The organism is Belnapia sp. (assembly GCF_059504005.1).
On the sequence record NZ_JCACHU010000127.1, the window covers coordinates 1 to 14,260 of the forward strand.

The window sequence follows — 14,260 nt, forward strand, 5'->3', positions numbered from 1 at the left end:
GACCCTCTCGCCACCCAACAAACCACCGGCAAACCCAAATCCGACAGGCTGCTAGATCGCCCGGGAGATTCCCGCAAAAAACCCCCGCCGCATCCCGTATTGCGGCGCCCCGACGCCGATGCCCGTCCCGTCGCGCAGTTGATAGGCGCGGTCGAAGAGATTGAGCACGTCGAAGCGCAGCGTCCAGGCGCCGCCATTCGGCAGGGTCAGGCGCTGCGAGATGCCGAGATTCACCGTGAGATAGGGCGTCCCCACCTCGCTGTTGGCGAAGCCCCTCCGCAGGCCGCTGCCATAGACCACGGAGGTGGAGAGGGTGCCGCCCTCCCAGGCCTCGTAGGCGGCACCGGCCGAGCCGGTGAGGAGCTGGTCGTGGTCAGTGCGGACCCATTTGCGGCGGATCTGGGCAAGCTCGGCCGGCGACCAGAAATACTGGTTGGAGACCAGCCCCCTCCCCTCCGAGCGGGAGACGGAGAGGTTGCCGTAGACCCGCCAGGGCCCCTGCCGCCAGTCCGCCGTCAGCTCCGTGCCGTAGACCCGGCCGCGCCGGTAGTTGTAAGGCGAGAAGACATAGGCGCGGCCGAACTGCCCGAGGTCCTGCATGTCCTCGACCGAGCGGCCATAGGCCTCGATGCCGAGGGTCAGGCTCTCCGTCACCCGCCGGCGGATGCCGAGATTGAGGTAGTGCGCCCGCTCCGGCTGCACCGGGTCGGCCTGCTGCGTCGCCGGCTGCAGGGTGGTGCCGCGGTAGCGGGCGATGTCGATCACCCCGACCAGCTCGGCCGGTGGCGGGGTGAAGTAGCGGGCATAGCCGAAGGCGACGGTCGTCGCGTCGTCTGGCGTCCAGACCAGGTTGGCGCGCGGGCTGAACTGCGAGGCCTCGACGATGCCGGAGACAGTATCAAAGCGGCCGCCGGCATTGAGGGTGAGGCGCTCGGTGATCCGCCACTCGTCCTGGAGGTAGACCCCGAAGAGCGTCTGGCGCACCCGGCCCGACTCGCGCAGGTTGAAGGGCGCGTCGAAGGCCTGGCCGAAGGCGTCGAGCGGCAGCAGCGTGCTGTCGGTCACGCTCCGCGTCGTGTCCTGGGACAGGAAGAAGCCGGCGCGCAGCGTGTGCTCGGGATGGAGGCGCCAGGCGGCATCGCCCTGGGTGCCGTAGGAGAGATTCTCCCGTCCCACCGTGCTCGCCGCGCCGTCGAAGAGCAGGTCGCCGAGCCCGTCCGGCCGGTAGCGGATGGAGGAGTTGCGGACGAAGCCAGAGAGCTGGAGGTCCACCGCGCCGACGCTGTGCTGCCCGGCGAGGATGGCGAAGCTGTTGCGCTGCACCTGCCGCGCGCGGAGGTCGGCGCTGTCGAAGGCCGAGCGGCCATAGGCGGTGAAGCCCGGTTGCAGCCCCGGCGTGTTCGGCACCTGGTAGGTCGAGAGCATGCTGCCGGCGATCAGCGAGATGCGGCTGCGGTCGCCGACCGGCACGGCCGCATGGATGAGGCCGCGGATCTGCTCCGTGCGGTTGTGGATGGCGTCCGGCCCCGGCGTCGGGTTCTCGAAGCCCCGGTCGCTGCGCAGGCCGGAGATGGAACCGAAATACTCGACCGGCCCTGCCCTGCCGCCATAGCTCGCCCCCGGCTGGATGGTGCCGAAGCTGCCGCCATAGATGCCGATGCTGCCGCCCGGATCCTCGAGCCCGGAGCGGAGCTGCATGTCGACGATGCCCGCCGTGCGGTAGCCGAACTGCGCCGGCAGCGCGCCGGTGATGAGGGAGACGCTGCGCAGCGCCCGCGCGTCGAAGAGCTGGCTGAAGCCGCTGATCGCCTCCGGCAGCAGCACGCCGTTGACGCGGTATTGCAGGTTGCGGTGGTCGCCGCGGACATGCAGGTCGCCGAAGGCCTCCTGCACCACGCCCGGCGCCTGGAGCAGCACGTCGGTGAGGCGGGCATTCTCGCCCTGGGGAAGCTGCTGGATGGCCTCGCGGTCGATCTCGTAGCGGCTGGCGCCGAGGCTCGGCGCGATGGCGTTGCGCGCGATATCGAGGCGCCGCGACTGCACGACGAGGTCGGGCAACTCGAACACCTGCTCCTCCGCCCGCGCCGCAGCCGCCGCGAGGAAGAATGCGATGGCGACAATTCGATAGGTGTTCATCTCTGCATCATCCACGGCTATTGATATCTTCATGTGTTTAATGTTTATTTTCAGTGGTTTACCCTGAACGAGCCCAGCGGATGGCGCAAGCCGCCGCAATGCGCGATGCTGGCGGGGCAGACCGACGAGGCTCTTCATGACCGGCACGCTCTTCCGCAACTTCCGGCTCTTCGATGGCCTCTCCGACCAGCTCGCCGAGGGGATGGAGCTGCTGGTCGAGGGTGGGCGGATGAAGGAGCTCGCCGACCGGCCGATCACCTCCGCCACGGCGCGCCTCGTCGATTGCGGCGGGCGGACGCTGATGCCGGGGCTGATCGACGCGCATGTGCACGCCTATGGCAGCGAGGCCGACCTCGCCCGGCTCGAGCGGCTGCCGCACAGCCTGCAGGCGCTCCAGGCGGCGGACCGGCTGCGGCAGTCGCTGCAGCGCGGCTTTACCACCATCCGCGATGCGGGGGGCGCCGATTGGGGCCTCGCCATCGCCTGCGAGACGGGGCTGATCGCGGGGCCCCGGCTCTTCTATCCCGGGCGGGCGCTCTCGCCGACGGGCGGGCATGGCGACATGCGGCCCAACACCATGCTCGACCAGTTCTGCGGCTGCTGCGCGCCAGCCATGGCGCTCGGCGTCATCGCCGATGGCGTCGACGAGGTGCGCAAGGCCGTGCGCGGCGAGCTGAAGCGCGGGGCGCATGCCATCAAGATCATGGCGAGCGGCGGCGTCGCCTCGCCCTCCGACCCGATCTACGCCCTACAGTACAGCGACGAGGAGATCGCCTGCGCCGTCTGGGAGGCGAAGGCCTGGCGGCGCTACGTGCTCGCCCATGCCTATACGCCGGAGAGCATCCACCGCGCGGTGCGGCTCGGTGTGCGCTCGATCGAGCATGCCAACCTCATCGACGCCGAGACGGCGGGCTTCATGGCGGAGCGCGGCGCCTTCGCCGTGCCGACCCTCGTCACCTATGACGCGCTGGAGGAGGAGGGGCCGGCGCTCGGCCTGCCGCCCGAGAGCATGGCGAAGCTCGCCAGCGTGAAGGATGCCGGGCTCGGCAGCCTCGAGATCCTGGCGCGGGCCGGGGTGCGGATGGCACTGGGGACGGACCTGCTCGGGGCGATGCACCGGCGGCAATCGGATGAATTCGTCATCCGCCGCCAGGTGCTGCCGGCGGCGGAGGTGCTGCGCAGCGCGACCAGCGTGGCGGCGGCACTGCTGAACCAGGAGGGCGCGCTCGGCGTGGTGGCGCCCGGGGCGCTGGCCGACCTCATCCTCGTTGACGGCGACCCCATCGCCGATATCGGCGTGCTCACCGGCCAGGGCGAGCGCATCCCCTTCGTCATGAAGGGCGGCGCGGCGATGATCGACCGGCTTGGCGCCTAGGGCAAGCTTCGATCAGGTGGAAGCACCCGATGGGAGGTGGTTGCTCGACCGGACAACAGGCTAGAGCGGGGGCCGTGAGCCGTGGCGGACGGGAACCGCGCTAGCGCACGAGGCGCAACGTCCCGGAGGAGGGAATCTCCCCCGCCGATTTCTGCAGGTTGAGCAGCTGGGTCGTTAGCGCCAGGACGCGCAGCGTCTGGTCCTCCGCCTCCTCCTGCTGCGCGACATACCAGCGCGCGCCGCCGTAATCGACCGCGAGCCGCGGCCGGGCCGGCGGCTGCTGCCAGAGATGGAAGAGCCGCGGCCTTGCCTGCTGGCCGCCCGGCAGCGGGACGGAGATGCGATAGGCGACGCCTTCCTCCTCCCTGCGTTGCACGGCGCCGAGATAGTTCAGGATCTCGCTGACCGACCGCAGGTACCAGGCGAGGCCCTGCGCCGCGGCGCGGCCGGCAGGGATGGCGTGGTCCGCCACCTCGTCGGCATTGCAGGGGTCGCCCTCCTGGGTGATCGGCGAGATCTGCGGCGGCTCGTTGTCGAGGGCAAGCGCGGTGAAGGGCGGCGAGGAGCCGGGGCTGCCGGGCACGCAGATCACCAGCTGGTTCACCGCGCGATAGAGCTGCCACCCCTCCCCGGCCCGGCGCAGGCTGATGCCGGCCTCCTTCAGCATGGCCAGCCGGTCCGGCGCCGTCGCCTCCGCCCGGCTGAGCGGCGGGCCGAGCGGGATCAGCCGCGTGTAGCCGTTGAAGCGGAGGCGCCCGAAGCGCGTCAGCCGGTCGACGATGGCCTGGAAGGGGTCGCATGGGGGCCTCGCCTCCAGGCCGGCCGCGGCGCAGGCGGCCTCCGCCCCAGGGTCGAGCGCCTGGCGGCGGGCAGGGTTGTTCTCGATGATCCGGCCGCCCGGCCCCTCGTCGAATTTGGAGACCAGGAGGTAGAGCAGCACCTGGTCCGGCAGGCCTTGGTCGGAGAGCAGGCGGAGCAGCACCGGGTCGATCGGGCGGAGCAGGCCGCGGGCGAATTCCTGCCGGTCGAGCGGCCCGATGTCGAAGCTTGGGTTGGTCGAGGCCAGCAGCGCCGGCTGGGCCAGGCCAGTTGTCTGGCTGAGGTCGTAGCCGAAGCCGGCGGAGAGGGTGAAGGCGCCGTGGATGGCGCCGATCGTCGAGAAGTGCAGCGGCGCCTGGTCCCTGGCGCGGAGCACGTTAACCACCAGCAGCGTGTCCGTCGCCGCCTGCAGGGTGCCGTTATAGGCTATGCTGTTCTCGGCGATGCTCCCGCCGAGCGAGCAGGCGGCGAGGCCGGGCAGCAGGGCGAAGGCCAGCAGGCGGAGGCGCATCCGGGTTGCGGCAGCGTCAGCCGAGATGGACCTCGAAGCCCTTGGCCGTTGCCGGGCGCGCCATCATCCGCGCGTACCAGGCGCCGACATGGGGCAGGTCGTCGAAGGGCACCTGGTGCCGCTCATGCCGCCAGGCCCAGCCGAGGATGGCGAAATCGGCGATGCTCGGCTCGGCCTCGGTCGCCACGTAGTCGCGCCCTGCCAGGCGCCGGTCGAGCACCCCGTAGAGCCGCTTCGTCTCCGTATGGTAGCGGTTGAGGCCGTAGTCCTTGGCCGGCCCGTCCTGCTGCATGAGGAAATGGTGGACCTGGCCGGGCATGGGGCCGAAGCCGCCCATCTGCCACATCAGCCACTCGAGCACCGGCACCCGGTCGCGCAGCTCGCGCGGCAGGAACCGGCCCGTCTTCTCGGCAAGGTAGAGGAGGATGGCGCCGCTCTCGAAGACGGTGATCGGCTGGCCGCCCGGCCCCTCCGAATCGATGATGGCGGGGATGCGGTTGTTCGGGCTGAAGGCAAGGAAGCCGGGGGCGAACTGCTCGCCCTTGGTGATGTTGACGGTCTTCACCGTGTAGGGGAGGCCCATCTCCTCCAACGCCACGCTGATCTTCCGGCCGTTCGGCGTGTTCCATGTATGCAGCTCGATCATGGGGTCCCCGTCCCGAATGCGTCGGATGGAGCCTAGCCGAGGCCGCAGGGGCTGGCGAGCGCGGCGCACTGTGGCAGCGGAGCCACCCATGGCCACGAACCCGCGTGCGAAACATTGGAGATGCTTCCCAAAGTCGCTGCGATGACGCAACCTGTGCGTGCAGTGCCGGCCAGGGGACATGGTGGCGGCACGGCGTTTTGGGGGATGAGTTTCATGCTGGGAATGTCGCTTCCGGCCGCGCGCCGAAAGTCGGTGACGCTTGCCTACCTGATCTGGGCCGCCTTCGGCCTGTTCGGCCTGCACCGCTTCTATCTGGGGCGCACGCTCTCGGCCGCGGGCATGGCCGCCATCACCGTGCTGTCCGTGCCGCTGATCTGGAGCGGCCTCGGCCTGCTCGGCTTCGTCGCCACCGGCACCTGGGCGCTGGCGGATGCCATCCTCATCCCCGGCATGGCGAAGGAGCTCAACACGGCAGTGGCCGCGGCACCCTGACGGAGGCCGGCGCCCCTTCCCCCAAGGGCGCTGCACAACCGAGGGTTGAGGAAGGTCGCGCCCCTCCTCAGGCCAGCTTCTGCTTCAGCACCTCGTTGACGAGGGCCGGGTTGCCCTTGCCCTGCATCGCTTTCATCACCTGGCCGACGAAGAAGCCGAACAGCTTCTCCTTCCCACTGCGGTACTCGGCGACCTTGTCGGCATTGGCGGCCATCACCTGATCGATCGCGGCCTCGATGGCGCCGGTATCGACCACCTGGCGGAGGCCCCGCGCATCGACGATGGCGCCCGGCCGCTCGCCGGTCTCGAACATGATGGCCAGCACGTCCTTGGCGATCTTGCCGTTGATGGTCCGGTCGGCGATCAGGTCCAGCAGCTCGCCAAGCGCCGCGGCGTCGACCGGGCTCTCCTCGACGCCGAGGCCGGTGCGGTTGAGCGCGGCGAAGAAGTCGCCGGTGACCCAGTTGGCGACCGTCTTGGCGTCGCGCCCCTTGGCCACCGCCTCGAAGAAGCCGGCCGTCTCGCGCTCCAGCGTCAGGACATGCGCGTCATAGGGCGAGAGGCCCATGGCGACGTAGCGCGCGCGGCGCTCATCCGGCAGCTCGGGCAGCGAGGCCTTCAGGCTCTCGACCCAATCGGCCTCGAGCACGAGGGGCGGCAGGTCGGGGTCAGGGAAGTACCGGTAGTCATGCGCATCCTCCTTGGAGCGCATGGAGCGCGTCACCCCGCGGCCGGTATCGAACAGCCGCGTCTCCTGCTCGACCGCGCCGCCCTCCTCCCAGACCTCGATCTGACGGCGCGCCTCGGCCTCCACCGCCTGCATGACGAAGCGGATGGAGTTAACGTTCTTGACCTCGCAGCGGGTGCGGAACCCCTCCCCCGCCTTGCGGACGGAGACATTGACGTCGGCCCGCATCGAGCCCTCGTCCATGTTGCCGTCGCAGGTGCCGAGGTAGCGCACGATCTGGCGCAGCTTCGTCAGATAGGCCCCCGCCTCCTCCGGCGAGCGCATGTCGGGCTCGGAGACGATCTCCATCAGCGCGACGCCGGAGCGGTTGAGGTCGATGAAGCTCTTCGACGGGTGCTGGTCGTGCAGCGACTTGCCGGCATCCTGCTCGAGATGCAGGCGGGTGATGCCGATCTGCTTGGTGCTGCCATCGGCGAGCGTGATCTCGACCGTGCCCGTGCCGACGATCGGGTGGGCGAACTGGCTGATCTGGTAGCCCTGCGGCAGGTCGGCATAGAAGTAGTTCTTCCGGTCGAAGCGCGACCAGAGATGGATCTCCGCCTTCAGCCCGAGCCCGGTGCGCACGGCCTGCGCCACGCATTCCTTGTTGATCACCGGGAGCATGCCGGGGAAGCCGGCATCGACGAAGGAGACCTGGCTGTTCGGCGCGGCGCCGAACTCGGTCGCCGCGCCGCTGAACAGCTTGGCCTGCGAGGTCACCTGGGCATGGACCTCGAGTCCGATGACGACTTCCCAAGGGCCGGTGCGGCCTTCGATCATGTAGGTCATGGGCTTGTCTCCTCTGCCCAGGCGAAGACGCGTTCCTGTTCCTCCGCCAGGAAGCCGGCGGCATCCGGGCCGACGATGCGGCCGCAGCGCTCGGCGGCGCGGGCGAAGCCGATCAGCGGCCGGCCGCGCATCGCGCCATGCGGGACGCTCGGCTGGTCGACGACGATGGCGGAGAGCAGCGGCCAGCCGCGCTCCATGGCCATGCGGCACAGCCCGTAAAGATGCGGGTCCATCCGCCGCCGGGCCGCGGACCAGGGCAGCCCGCTTGCCGCAGCTACCGCGCCATAGCTGAGATAGCGACGGCCTGCCGCCGCCGCATGGATCGCGGCCAGGCTCCGCTCCATGTCGAGCTCGCCGCTCATGTGCCGGCCCTCAGCCGCGGCAGGGCGGTGAAATTCGCCGCCTGCTCGATCGCCGCGCCGACGGCGAAAACCGTCTCCTCGTCGAAGGGCTTGCCGATCACCTGCAGGCCGAGCGGCAGTCCGTGGGCGTCGAGCCCGGCCGGCACCGCGATCCCCGGCAGGCCGGCGAGGTTCGCTGTCACGGTGAAGACGTCGTTGAGGTACATCTTCACCGGGTCGTCCTGCTTCTCGTCCATGCCGAAGGCGGCCGAGGGCGTCGCCGGCGTGACGATGGCGTCCACTTTGCCGAAGGCCTCGTCGAAGTCGCGCTTGATGAGGGCACGGATCTTCTGCGCCTTCAGGTAGTAGGCGTCGTAGTAGCCGGCGCTCAGCACATAGGTGCCGATCAGGATGCGCCGGCGCACCTCGGCGCCGAAGCCCTCGGCCCGCGTCCGCTCGTAGAGGTCGCGCAGGTCGCCGCCCGACTCCGCGGCGCGCAGCCCGAAGCGCACGCCGTCATAGCGGGCGAGGTTGGAGGAGGCCTCCGCCGGCGCGACGATGTAGTAGGTCGGCAGCGCATACCGGGTGTGCGGCAGGCTGATATCGACCGTCTCCGCCCCTTCCGCGCGCAGCCAGTCAAGGCCCTGCTGCCAGAGCGCCTCGATCTCGGCCGGCATGCCGTCCAGCCGGTACTCCTTCGGCACGCCGATCCGCAATCCTTTCACCCCGCGGGCACAGGCGGCGGCGAAATCAGGGACGGGGATATCGGCGCTGGTGCTGTCCTTCGGATCGTGGCCGGCCATGGAGCGCAGCAGGATGGCGCAATCCTCGACGGTGCGGGCCAGCGGCCCCGCCTGGTCGAGCGAGGAGGCGAAGGCGACGATGCCGAAGCGGCTGCACCGTCCGTAGGTCGGCTTCATGCCGGCGACCCCGCAAAGGGCCGCCGGCTGGCGGATTGACCCTCCGGTATCCGTCGCCGTCGCGCCCAACGCCAGCCGCGCCGCAACGGCCGCCGCCGAGCCGCCGGAGGAGCCGCCGGGCACCAGCCGGGTATCCGGGTCATTGGCGCGCGACCAGGGGTTCTCCACCGGGCCGAAGGCGCTGGTTGTGTTCGAGGAGCCCATGGCGAACTCGTCAAGATTGGCCTTGCCGAGGAAGACCGCGCCGTCCCGCAACAGGTTGGCGGAGACGGTGCTCTCATAGGGCGGGATGAAGTTGCCGAGGATGCGGCTGCCCGCCGTCGTCAGCGTCCCCGCCGTGCAGAACAGGTCCTTGATGGCGAGCGGCACGCCCTCGAGCGGGCCGGCGATGCCCTCCTTCCGGCGCGCATCGCTGGCGCGGGCCTGCTCCAGCGCCCGCTCGCCGGTCACGGTGATGTAGGCGTTGAGGCGCGGGTTCAGCGCCGCGATGGCGTCGAGATGCGCACTCGTCAGCTCGACCGAGCTGATGATGCCCTCGTTCAGCGCCTCGATGGCGCCGCGCAGGGTGAAGTCGGTTGGGTGCATCTTATTCCACCACCTTCGGGACGCCGAAATACTCGCCCTGACGGTCGGGCGCATTGGCGAGGATCTTGTCCGCGATGCCGCCATCGGTCACCGCATCGGGGCGCGGGCGGAGGGCCACGGCGCCGCCGCCGGCCATCGGCTCAACCCCCTCGGTATTCACCGCCTGCAATTGCTCGATCCAGCCGAGGATGCCGTTCAGCTCCACCTGGGCCTGGGCGAGCTCGCCCTCCTCCAGCCGGATGCGGGCCAGGGCGGCGATGCGGCGGACCGTCGCGAGATCGAGGGACATGGGCCATTCCAGTCTGCACGAGAGAGGCGGCTATAAGGCTCCGCATGGCGCTCTTCAACCTGACCGACCTCCGTTCGGCCCTTCCCCGGGGACATCGCCTGCTGGGGCTCGACCCGGGGAGCAAGCTGATCGGCCTTGCCCTGTCCGATGCCTCGCTGCTGCTGGCCAGCCCCTATGGCAGCCTGAAGCGGGCGAAGCTGGCGGCCAATGCGGCGGAGCTGCGGGCGATCGTTGCTAAGGAGGCCGTGGGCGGGTTGGTCGCCGGCCTGCCCCTTTCCATGGATGGCAGCTTCGGCCCGGCCGCGCAGGCGGCGAAGGACTGGGCCACGGCCATCGCCGCCGCGGTCGGCCTGCCGGTCGCCATGTGGGACGAGCGGCTGTCCAGCGCTGCCGTGAACCGGATGATGGTCGAGGCCGACCTCAGCCGCGCCAAGCGTGCGGCGGCGGTCGATGCCGCGGCGGCGGCCTATATGCTCCAGGCAGCCTTGGACGCCAGCCGCCCCGCCGCGGGTCCGGCGTCGGCCTGACCCTTGCCAGGCCGACGCCGGACCGGCTTCTTTCGAGCCGGCGATTCACGCCCTGAGCGATTTCACTCAGGGCGATCGCGGGCTAGTGTCCCGCCGACCTGAAAGTGGCGAATCCTGGATGTCCTTCTCCTTCCCCATCCTGCCCGATGGCCATCTCCTCGCCATCGAGGGGCTGGAGCCGCCGCATATCGGCGCCCTGCTCGACCTGGCCGAGAGTTACGCCCTCCTCAACCGCCAGGGGAAGACCCAGCGGGACCTGCTGCGGGGCCGGACCCTGATCAACCTCTTCTTTGAAGACAGCACCCGGACGCGGACCAGCTTCGAGCTCGCGGGCAAGCGGCTCGGGGCCGATGTCATCAACATGTCCGTCTCCAACTCCTCGGTGAACAAGGGCGAGACGCTAATCGACACGGCGACCACGCTGAACGCCATGCATTGCGACCTCTTGGTGGTCCGCCATGCCCAGTCCGGCGCCCCGGCCTTGCTGTCGCAGAAGGTCTCGGCCAGCGTCATCAATGCGGGGGACGGCACCCATGAGCACCCGACCCAGGCGTTGCTCGACGCGCTGACCATCCGCCGCCGCAAGGGCCGGCTCGAGGGGCTGGTGGTCGCCATCTGCGGCGACGTACTGCATAGCCGCGTCGCCCGCTCCAACATCCACCTGCTGACGGCGATGAATGCCCGCGTCCGCGTCGTCGGCCCGCCGACCCTGATCCCGTCGGAGGCCAGGCGGCTCGGCGTCGAGGTCTTCCACGACATGAAGGCCGGCCTCGCCGGCGCCGATGTCGTCATGATGCTGCGGTTGCAGAAGGAGCGGATGACGTGCGGCCTCGTCCCCTCCTCCCGCGAGTTCTTCCGCTTCTTCGGCCTCGACCGGGAGAAGCTCGGCTGGGCCAGGCCCGATGCCATCGTCATGCATCCCGGCCCGATGAACCGCGGCATCGAGATCGACAGCGCCATCGCCGACGACCCGGAGCGCAGCGTCATCGGCGAGCAGGTGGAAATGGGCGTCGCCTGCCGCATGGCGGTGCTCGACGTACTGGCGCGGGACCTTCGCCGCAATGCGTGACACGCTGATCGCCGGCGCCCGCCTGCTCGACCCCGTCTCCGGCCTCGACGCGCCGGGCGACCTGCTCATCCGCGGCGGGCTGATTCTCGACCACGGCCCCAACCTCGCCCGCCCCGAGGGCGCCGAGGTGATCGCTGCCGAAGGCGCCTGCCTCGCCCCGGGCCTGGTCGACCTCCGCGCCGCCATCGGCGAGCCCGGCGCCGAGCACCGCGAGACCATCGCCTCCGCCGCCGCGGCCGCCGTCGCGGGCGGCATCACGACGCTCTGCGCCCTGCCCGATACCGACCCGGCGCTGGACGACCCTGCCCTGGTGCAATTCGTCCTTCGCCGTGGCGAGGCGACGGGCTGCATCACCCTCCTCCCCTATGCCGCCGCGACCAAGCATTGCGACGGAAAGGAGATCGCAGAATACGGCCTGCTGCTGGAGGCAGGCGCCGTCGCCTTCACCGATGGCAGGCGGGCGATCGGCCATGCCCGGACCATGCGCCTCGCTCTCTCCTATGCCCGCGCCTTCGGCCGCATGGTCGTCCAGCACCCGGAGGAGCCGGGCCTCGCCGCCGGCGGCGCCGCGACCGAGGGCGAGCTGGCGACCCGCCTCGGCCTGCCCGGCATTCCCGCCGCGGCGGAGGCGATACTGGTCCAGCGCGACATCGCCCTCGCCCGGCTGACCGGCGGCCATGTGCATTTCGCCCATATCAGCACCGGCGCGGCGCTCGACCTCATCCGCGCGGCGAAGGCGGAGGGGCTGGCGGTGACCTGCGACACCGCGCCGCCCTATTTCGACCTGAACGAGACGGCGATCGGCGACTACCGGACCTATGCCAAGCTCTCCCCGCCGCTCAGGCCGGAGGCGGACCGGCTGGCGGTGGTCGCGGCGCTGCAGGACGGCACGATCGACGCCATCGCCTCCGACCACCAGCCGCACGATGCCGACGACAAGCGCTTGCCCTTCGCCCAGGCCGAGGCGGGCGGGGCGGGGCTGGCGACGCTGCTCGGCGTCACCCTCGCCCGCGTCCATGGCGGGGACCTGCCGCTGCTCCAGGCCCTCGGCCTGCTGACGGCGCGGCCGGCGGCGCTCCTCGACCTGCCGATCGGGCGGCTCGCCAAGGCGGCGGCGGCCGACCTCGTTCTCTTCGAGCTCGATCGCGGCTGGCAGGTGAAGGCAGGCGCTCTCCCCGGTAAGGCGCAGAACTCGCCCTTCGACGGACGGGCCCTGGAGGGCCGCGTCATCGGCACCTGGAAATTCGGCCGGAGGGTCTTCGGCGCATGAGCCTGCTGCTGGCCTTGCTGCTCGGCTACCTGCTGGGCTCCGTCCCCTGGGGGCTGGTGCTGACCCGCACCGCCGGGCTCGGCGACATCCGCGCCATCGGCTCCGGCAGCATTGGCGCGACCAATGTGCTGCGGACGGGGAACAAGCCGCTCGCCGCCGCGACGATGGTGCTCGATATCGTCAAGGGAGCGCTCGCACTCTGGCTGGCGGGCAGCCTCTGGGGCGAACAGGCAGGGCTGGCGGCCGGCTTCGGCGCCGTGCTTGGCCATGCCTTCCCGGTCTGGCTCGGCTTCAAGGGCGGAAAGAGCGTGGCGACGGGGGGCGGCGTGCTGCTGGTCGCCGCCTGGTGGCTCGGCCTCGGCGCGGCGCTGGTCTGGCTGGCGACGGCCTTCGCCACCCGCATCTCCTCGGTGAGCGCGCTGGCGGCCTGCGTCGCGGCGCCGGTGCTGGCGCTGGTGGCAGGGCGGTACGACCTGGCCGTGTTCAGCGCCGGCATCGCCCTGCTGGTCGCCTTCCGGCACAGGTCGAACATCGAGCGCCTGCTGGCCGGCACCGAGCCGCGCATCGGTCATAAATAATCCGGAACGAAACGCTGGACTTCGGCGGGGGGCCATGGTTCCTGCCCGGTGAACCATGGCTGCGCCGATGACCGCCGACACGCTCGACCGCCTTCGCCTGGCCCGCACCGAAGGGCTTGGGCCGCAGATCTTCCAGAAGCTGCTGCAGCGCTTCGGCACCGCCCGGGCGGCACTCGACGCCTTGCCGGACTTCAGCAAGGGCCGCCTCCTCCCGCCGGCGCCGAGCCTCGCGGAGCGAGAGATGGCCGCCCTTGCCAGGCTGGGCGGGCAATTCCTCTGCCTCGGCCTGCCCGGCTATCCGCCGCTGCTGGAGACGCTCTACGACCCGCCGCCGGCCATCGCCCTTCTCGGCGACCCAGCCGTGCTCGCCCCGCGCGCTGTGGCCATCGTCGGCGCCCGCAACGCCTCCACCGCCGGCCGCCGCCTGGCCGATACCCTTTGCGGCCGACCTGGCCAGGGCCGGCCTCGTCATCGTCTCCGGCATGGCGCGTGGGATCGATGCCGCGGCGCATCTCGGCGCAATGCGGGAAGGCCGGACGGTCGCCGTCGTCGCCACCGGACTCGACCGTCCCTACCCTGCCGAGCATGCGGCGCTCCAGGCCCGCATCGCCGCCGAGGGTGGCGCCGTGCTCGCCGAGGCGCCGCTCGGCACCGCGCCGCACGCCCAGCACTTCCCCCGCCGGAACCGCATCGTCGCCGCGCTCGCCATGGGCGTCGTCGTGGTGGAGGCGGTGCAACGCTCCGGCAGCCTGATCACCGCGCGGCTCGGCCTCGAGCTGGGCCGGGAGCTCTTCGCCGTCCCCGGCAACCCGCTCGACCTGCGCTGCCGCGGCTCCAACGACCTGATCCGCCAAGGCGCCCATCTCGCCGAGTCGGCCGAGGACATCCTGCCGAACCTGCCCGAGGTGCCGCACGACCAGCCCCTCTTCAGCGCCCGACCCGAACGCGAAGCCCCGCCCGCCCCAGCCCCGCCACCCGGCGAGGCGGGCCAAGTGTTTGAATTGCTTGGGGCCACCCCCATAGCGGTTGACGAGGTGGTGCGGCGCTGCCACCTCTCGCCCTCCGCGGTCCAGACGATCCTTCTCGAATTCGAACTGGCCGGGCAGGTAGAGATGCTCCCGGGCAACCGCGTGGCGCTCACCGGCCAGGCCTGACGGAAGGGTTCCCGGACCGGAACCTATGCACC

At 70.7% G+C, this 14,260-nt stretch carries 13 protein-coding genes and 1 pseudogene; 7 read left to right on the top strand and 7 right to left on the bottom strand.

From position 1 onward, the window contains the following. Nucleotides 1–51: 51 nt before the first annotated feature. The gene (locus tag AC5JJ1_RS15935) at nt 52–2,136 is read right to left on the bottom strand and encodes a TonB-dependent receptor (protein ID WP_495786085.1); all 2,085 of its coding nucleotides are present in this window, start codon (nt 2,134–2,136) and stop codon (nt 52–54) included. A gap of 136 nt (nt 2,137–2,272) precedes the next feature. On the opposite strand from AC5JJ1_RS15935, the gene AC5JJ1_RS15940 reads away from it, so the two are divergent. Further along, on the top strand, nt 2,273–3,511 hold the full coding sequence (locus AC5JJ1_RS15940) for a metal-dependent hydrolase family protein (RefSeq protein ID WP_495786086.1): 1,239 nt from the start codon (nt 2,273–2,275) through the stop codon (nt 3,509–3,511). Between the two features lie 100 nt (nt 3,512–3,611). On the opposite strand, the gene AC5JJ1_RS15945 is transcribed toward AC5JJ1_RS15940, so the two are convergent. Further along, the gene (locus AC5JJ1_RS15945; protein WP_495786087.1) at nt 3,612–4,841 is read right to left on the bottom strand and encodes a hypothetical protein; all 1,230 of its coding nucleotides are present in this window, start codon (nt 4,839–4,841) and stop codon (nt 3,612–3,614) included. A gap of 16 nt (nt 4,842–4,857) precedes the next feature. After that, entirely contained in the window at nt 4,858–5,487 is a 630-nt protein-coding gene (locus AC5JJ1_RS15950; RefSeq protein ID WP_495786088.1) for a glutathione S-transferase family protein, read from the bottom strand. 222 nt (nt 5,488–5,709) lie between these two features. Here AC5JJ1_RS15950 and AC5JJ1_RS15955 point away from each other — a divergent pair, with 222 nt between their 5' ends. Next, the gene (locus tag AC5JJ1_RS15955) at nt 5,710–5,979 is read left to right on the top strand and encodes a TM2 domain-containing protein (RefSeq protein ID WP_495786089.1); all 270 of its coding nucleotides are present in this window, start codon (nt 5,710–5,712) and stop codon (nt 5,977–5,979) included. Between the two features lie 67 nt (nt 5,980–6,046). Here AC5JJ1_RS15955 and gatB read toward each other — a convergent pair whose 3' ends face one another. The 4 genes from gatB to gatC are packed head-to-tail and all read right to left on the bottom strand — an operon-like array spanning nt 6,047 to nt 9,630. Beyond that, complete coding sequence (gene gatB / locus AC5JJ1_RS15960; protein ID WP_495786090.1) at nt 6,047–7,495, bottom strand: Asp-tRNA(Asn)/Glu-tRNA(Gln) amidotransferase subunit GatB; 1,449 nt, start codon at nt 7,493–7,495, stop codon at nt 6,047–6,049. Continuing rightward, complete coding sequence (locus tag AC5JJ1_RS15965) at nt 7,492–7,857, bottom strand: hypothetical protein (protein WP_495786091.1); 366 nt, start codon at nt 7,855–7,857, stop codon at nt 7,492–7,494. Before AC5JJ1_RS15965 ends, gatB begins: the two co-directional genes overlap by 4 nt. Then, complete coding sequence (gatA, locus tag AC5JJ1_RS15970; protein WP_495786092.1) at nt 7,854–9,341, bottom strand: Asp-tRNA(Asn)/Glu-tRNA(Gln) amidotransferase subunit GatA; 1,488 nt, start codon at nt 9,339–9,341, stop codon at nt 7,854–7,856. Before gatA ends, AC5JJ1_RS15965 begins: the two co-directional genes overlap by 4 nt. Nucleotide 9,342: 1 nt before the next feature. After that, nucleotides 9,343–9,630 carry an Asp-tRNA(Asn)/Glu-tRNA(Gln) amidotransferase subunit GatC gene (gatC, locus tag AC5JJ1_RS15975; protein ID WP_495786093.1) on the bottom strand — a complete coding sequence of 96 codons (288 nt, stop codon included), beginning with the start codon at nt 9,628–9,630 and terminating at the stop codon, nt 9,343–9,345. Nucleotides 9,631–9,674: 44 nt separating this feature from the next. Between gatC and ruvX the strand changes: the two genes are divergently transcribed. The 5 genes and pseudogenes from ruvX to dprA all read left to right on the top strand — a co-directional run bounded on the left by ruvX (nt 9,675) and on the right by dprA (nt 14,228). Next, the gene (gene ruvX / locus AC5JJ1_RS15980) at nt 9,675–10,157 is read left to right on the top strand and encodes a Holliday junction resolvase RuvX (RefSeq protein ID WP_495786094.1); all 483 of its coding nucleotides are present in this window, start codon (nt 9,675–9,677) and stop codon (nt 10,155–10,157) included. 118 nt (nt 10,158–10,275) lie between these two features. After that, nucleotides 10,276–11,226: an aspartate carbamoyltransferase catalytic subunit gene (locus tag AC5JJ1_RS15985; RefSeq protein ID WP_495786095.1), complete on the top strand. Its 951-nt coding sequence runs from the start codon at nt 10,276–10,278 to the stop codon at nt 11,224–11,226. Beyond that, entirely contained in the window at nt 11,219–12,496 is a 1,278-nt protein-coding gene (locus AC5JJ1_RS15990; RefSeq protein ID WP_495786096.1) for a dihydroorotase, read from the top strand. Before AC5JJ1_RS15985 ends, AC5JJ1_RS15990 begins: the two co-directional genes overlap by 8 nt. Continuing rightward, nucleotides 12,493–13,074 (top strand): glycerol-3-phosphate 1-O-acyltransferase PlsY, encoded by a 582-nt coding sequence (gene plsY, locus AC5JJ1_RS15995; protein WP_495786097.1) that lies wholly within the window; start codon nt 12,493–12,495, stop codon nt 13,072–13,074. Before AC5JJ1_RS15990 ends, plsY begins: the two co-directional genes overlap by 4 nt. 55 nt (nt 13,075–13,129) lie before the next feature. Further along, nucleotides 13,130–14,228 (top strand): annotated as a pseudogene (gene dprA / locus AC5JJ1_RS16000) (DNA-processing protein DprA). The last annotated feature ends 32 nt before the right edge of the window (nt 14,229–14,260 follow it).

What these genes read in the sequence shown, in the direction of transcription:
- AC5JJ1_RS15935 (WP_495786085.1), bottom strand. Translation starts at nt 2,136, where the DNA reads ATGAACACCTATCGAATTGTCGCCATCGCATTCTTCCTCGCGGCGGCT.
- AC5JJ1_RS15940 (WP_495786086.1), top strand. Translation starts at nt 2,273, where the DNA reads ATGACCGGCACGCTCTTCCGCAACTTCCGGCTCTTCGATGGCCTCTCC.
- AC5JJ1_RS15945 (WP_495786087.1), bottom strand. Translation starts at nt 4,841, where the DNA reads ATGCGCCTCCGCCTGCTGGCCTTCGCCCTGCTGCCCGGCCTCGCCGCC.
- AC5JJ1_RS15950 (WP_495786088.1), bottom strand. Translation starts at nt 5,487, where the DNA reads ATGATCGAGCTGCATACATGGAACACGCCGAACGGCCGGAAGATCAGC.
- AC5JJ1_RS15955 (WP_495786089.1), top strand. Translation starts at nt 5,710, where the DNA reads ATGTCGCTTCCGGCCGCGCGCCGAAAGTCGGTGACGCTTGCCTACCTG.
- gatB (WP_495786090.1), bottom strand. Translation starts at nt 7,495, where the DNA reads ATGACCTACATGATCGAAGGCCGCACCGGCCCTTGGGAAGTCGTCATC.
- AC5JJ1_RS15965 (WP_495786091.1), bottom strand. Translation starts at nt 7,857, where the DNA reads ATGAGCGGCGAGCTCGACATGGAGCGGAGCCTGGCCGCGATCCATGCG.
- gatA (WP_495786092.1), bottom strand. Translation starts at nt 9,341, where the DNA reads ATGCACCCAACCGACTTCACCCTGCGCGGCGCCATCGAGGCGCTGAAC.
- gatC (WP_495786093.1), bottom strand. Translation starts at nt 9,630, where the DNA reads ATGTCCCTCGATCTCGCGACGGTCCGCCGCATCGCCGCCCTGGCCCGC.
- ruvX (WP_495786094.1), top strand. Translation starts at nt 9,675, where the DNA reads ATGGCGCTCTTCAACCTGACCGACCTCCGTTCGGCCCTTCCCCGGGGA.
- AC5JJ1_RS15985 (WP_495786095.1), top strand. Translation starts at nt 10,276, where the DNA reads ATGTCCTTCTCCTTCCCCATCCTGCCCGATGGCCATCTCCTCGCCATC.
- AC5JJ1_RS15990 (WP_495786096.1), top strand. Translation starts at nt 11,219, where the DNA reads ATGCGTGACACGCTGATCGCCGGCGCCCGCCTGCTCGACCCCGTCTCC.
- plsY (WP_495786097.1), top strand. Translation starts at nt 12,493, where the DNA reads ATGAGCCTGCTGCTGGCCTTGCTGCTCGGCTACCTGCTGGGCTCCGTC.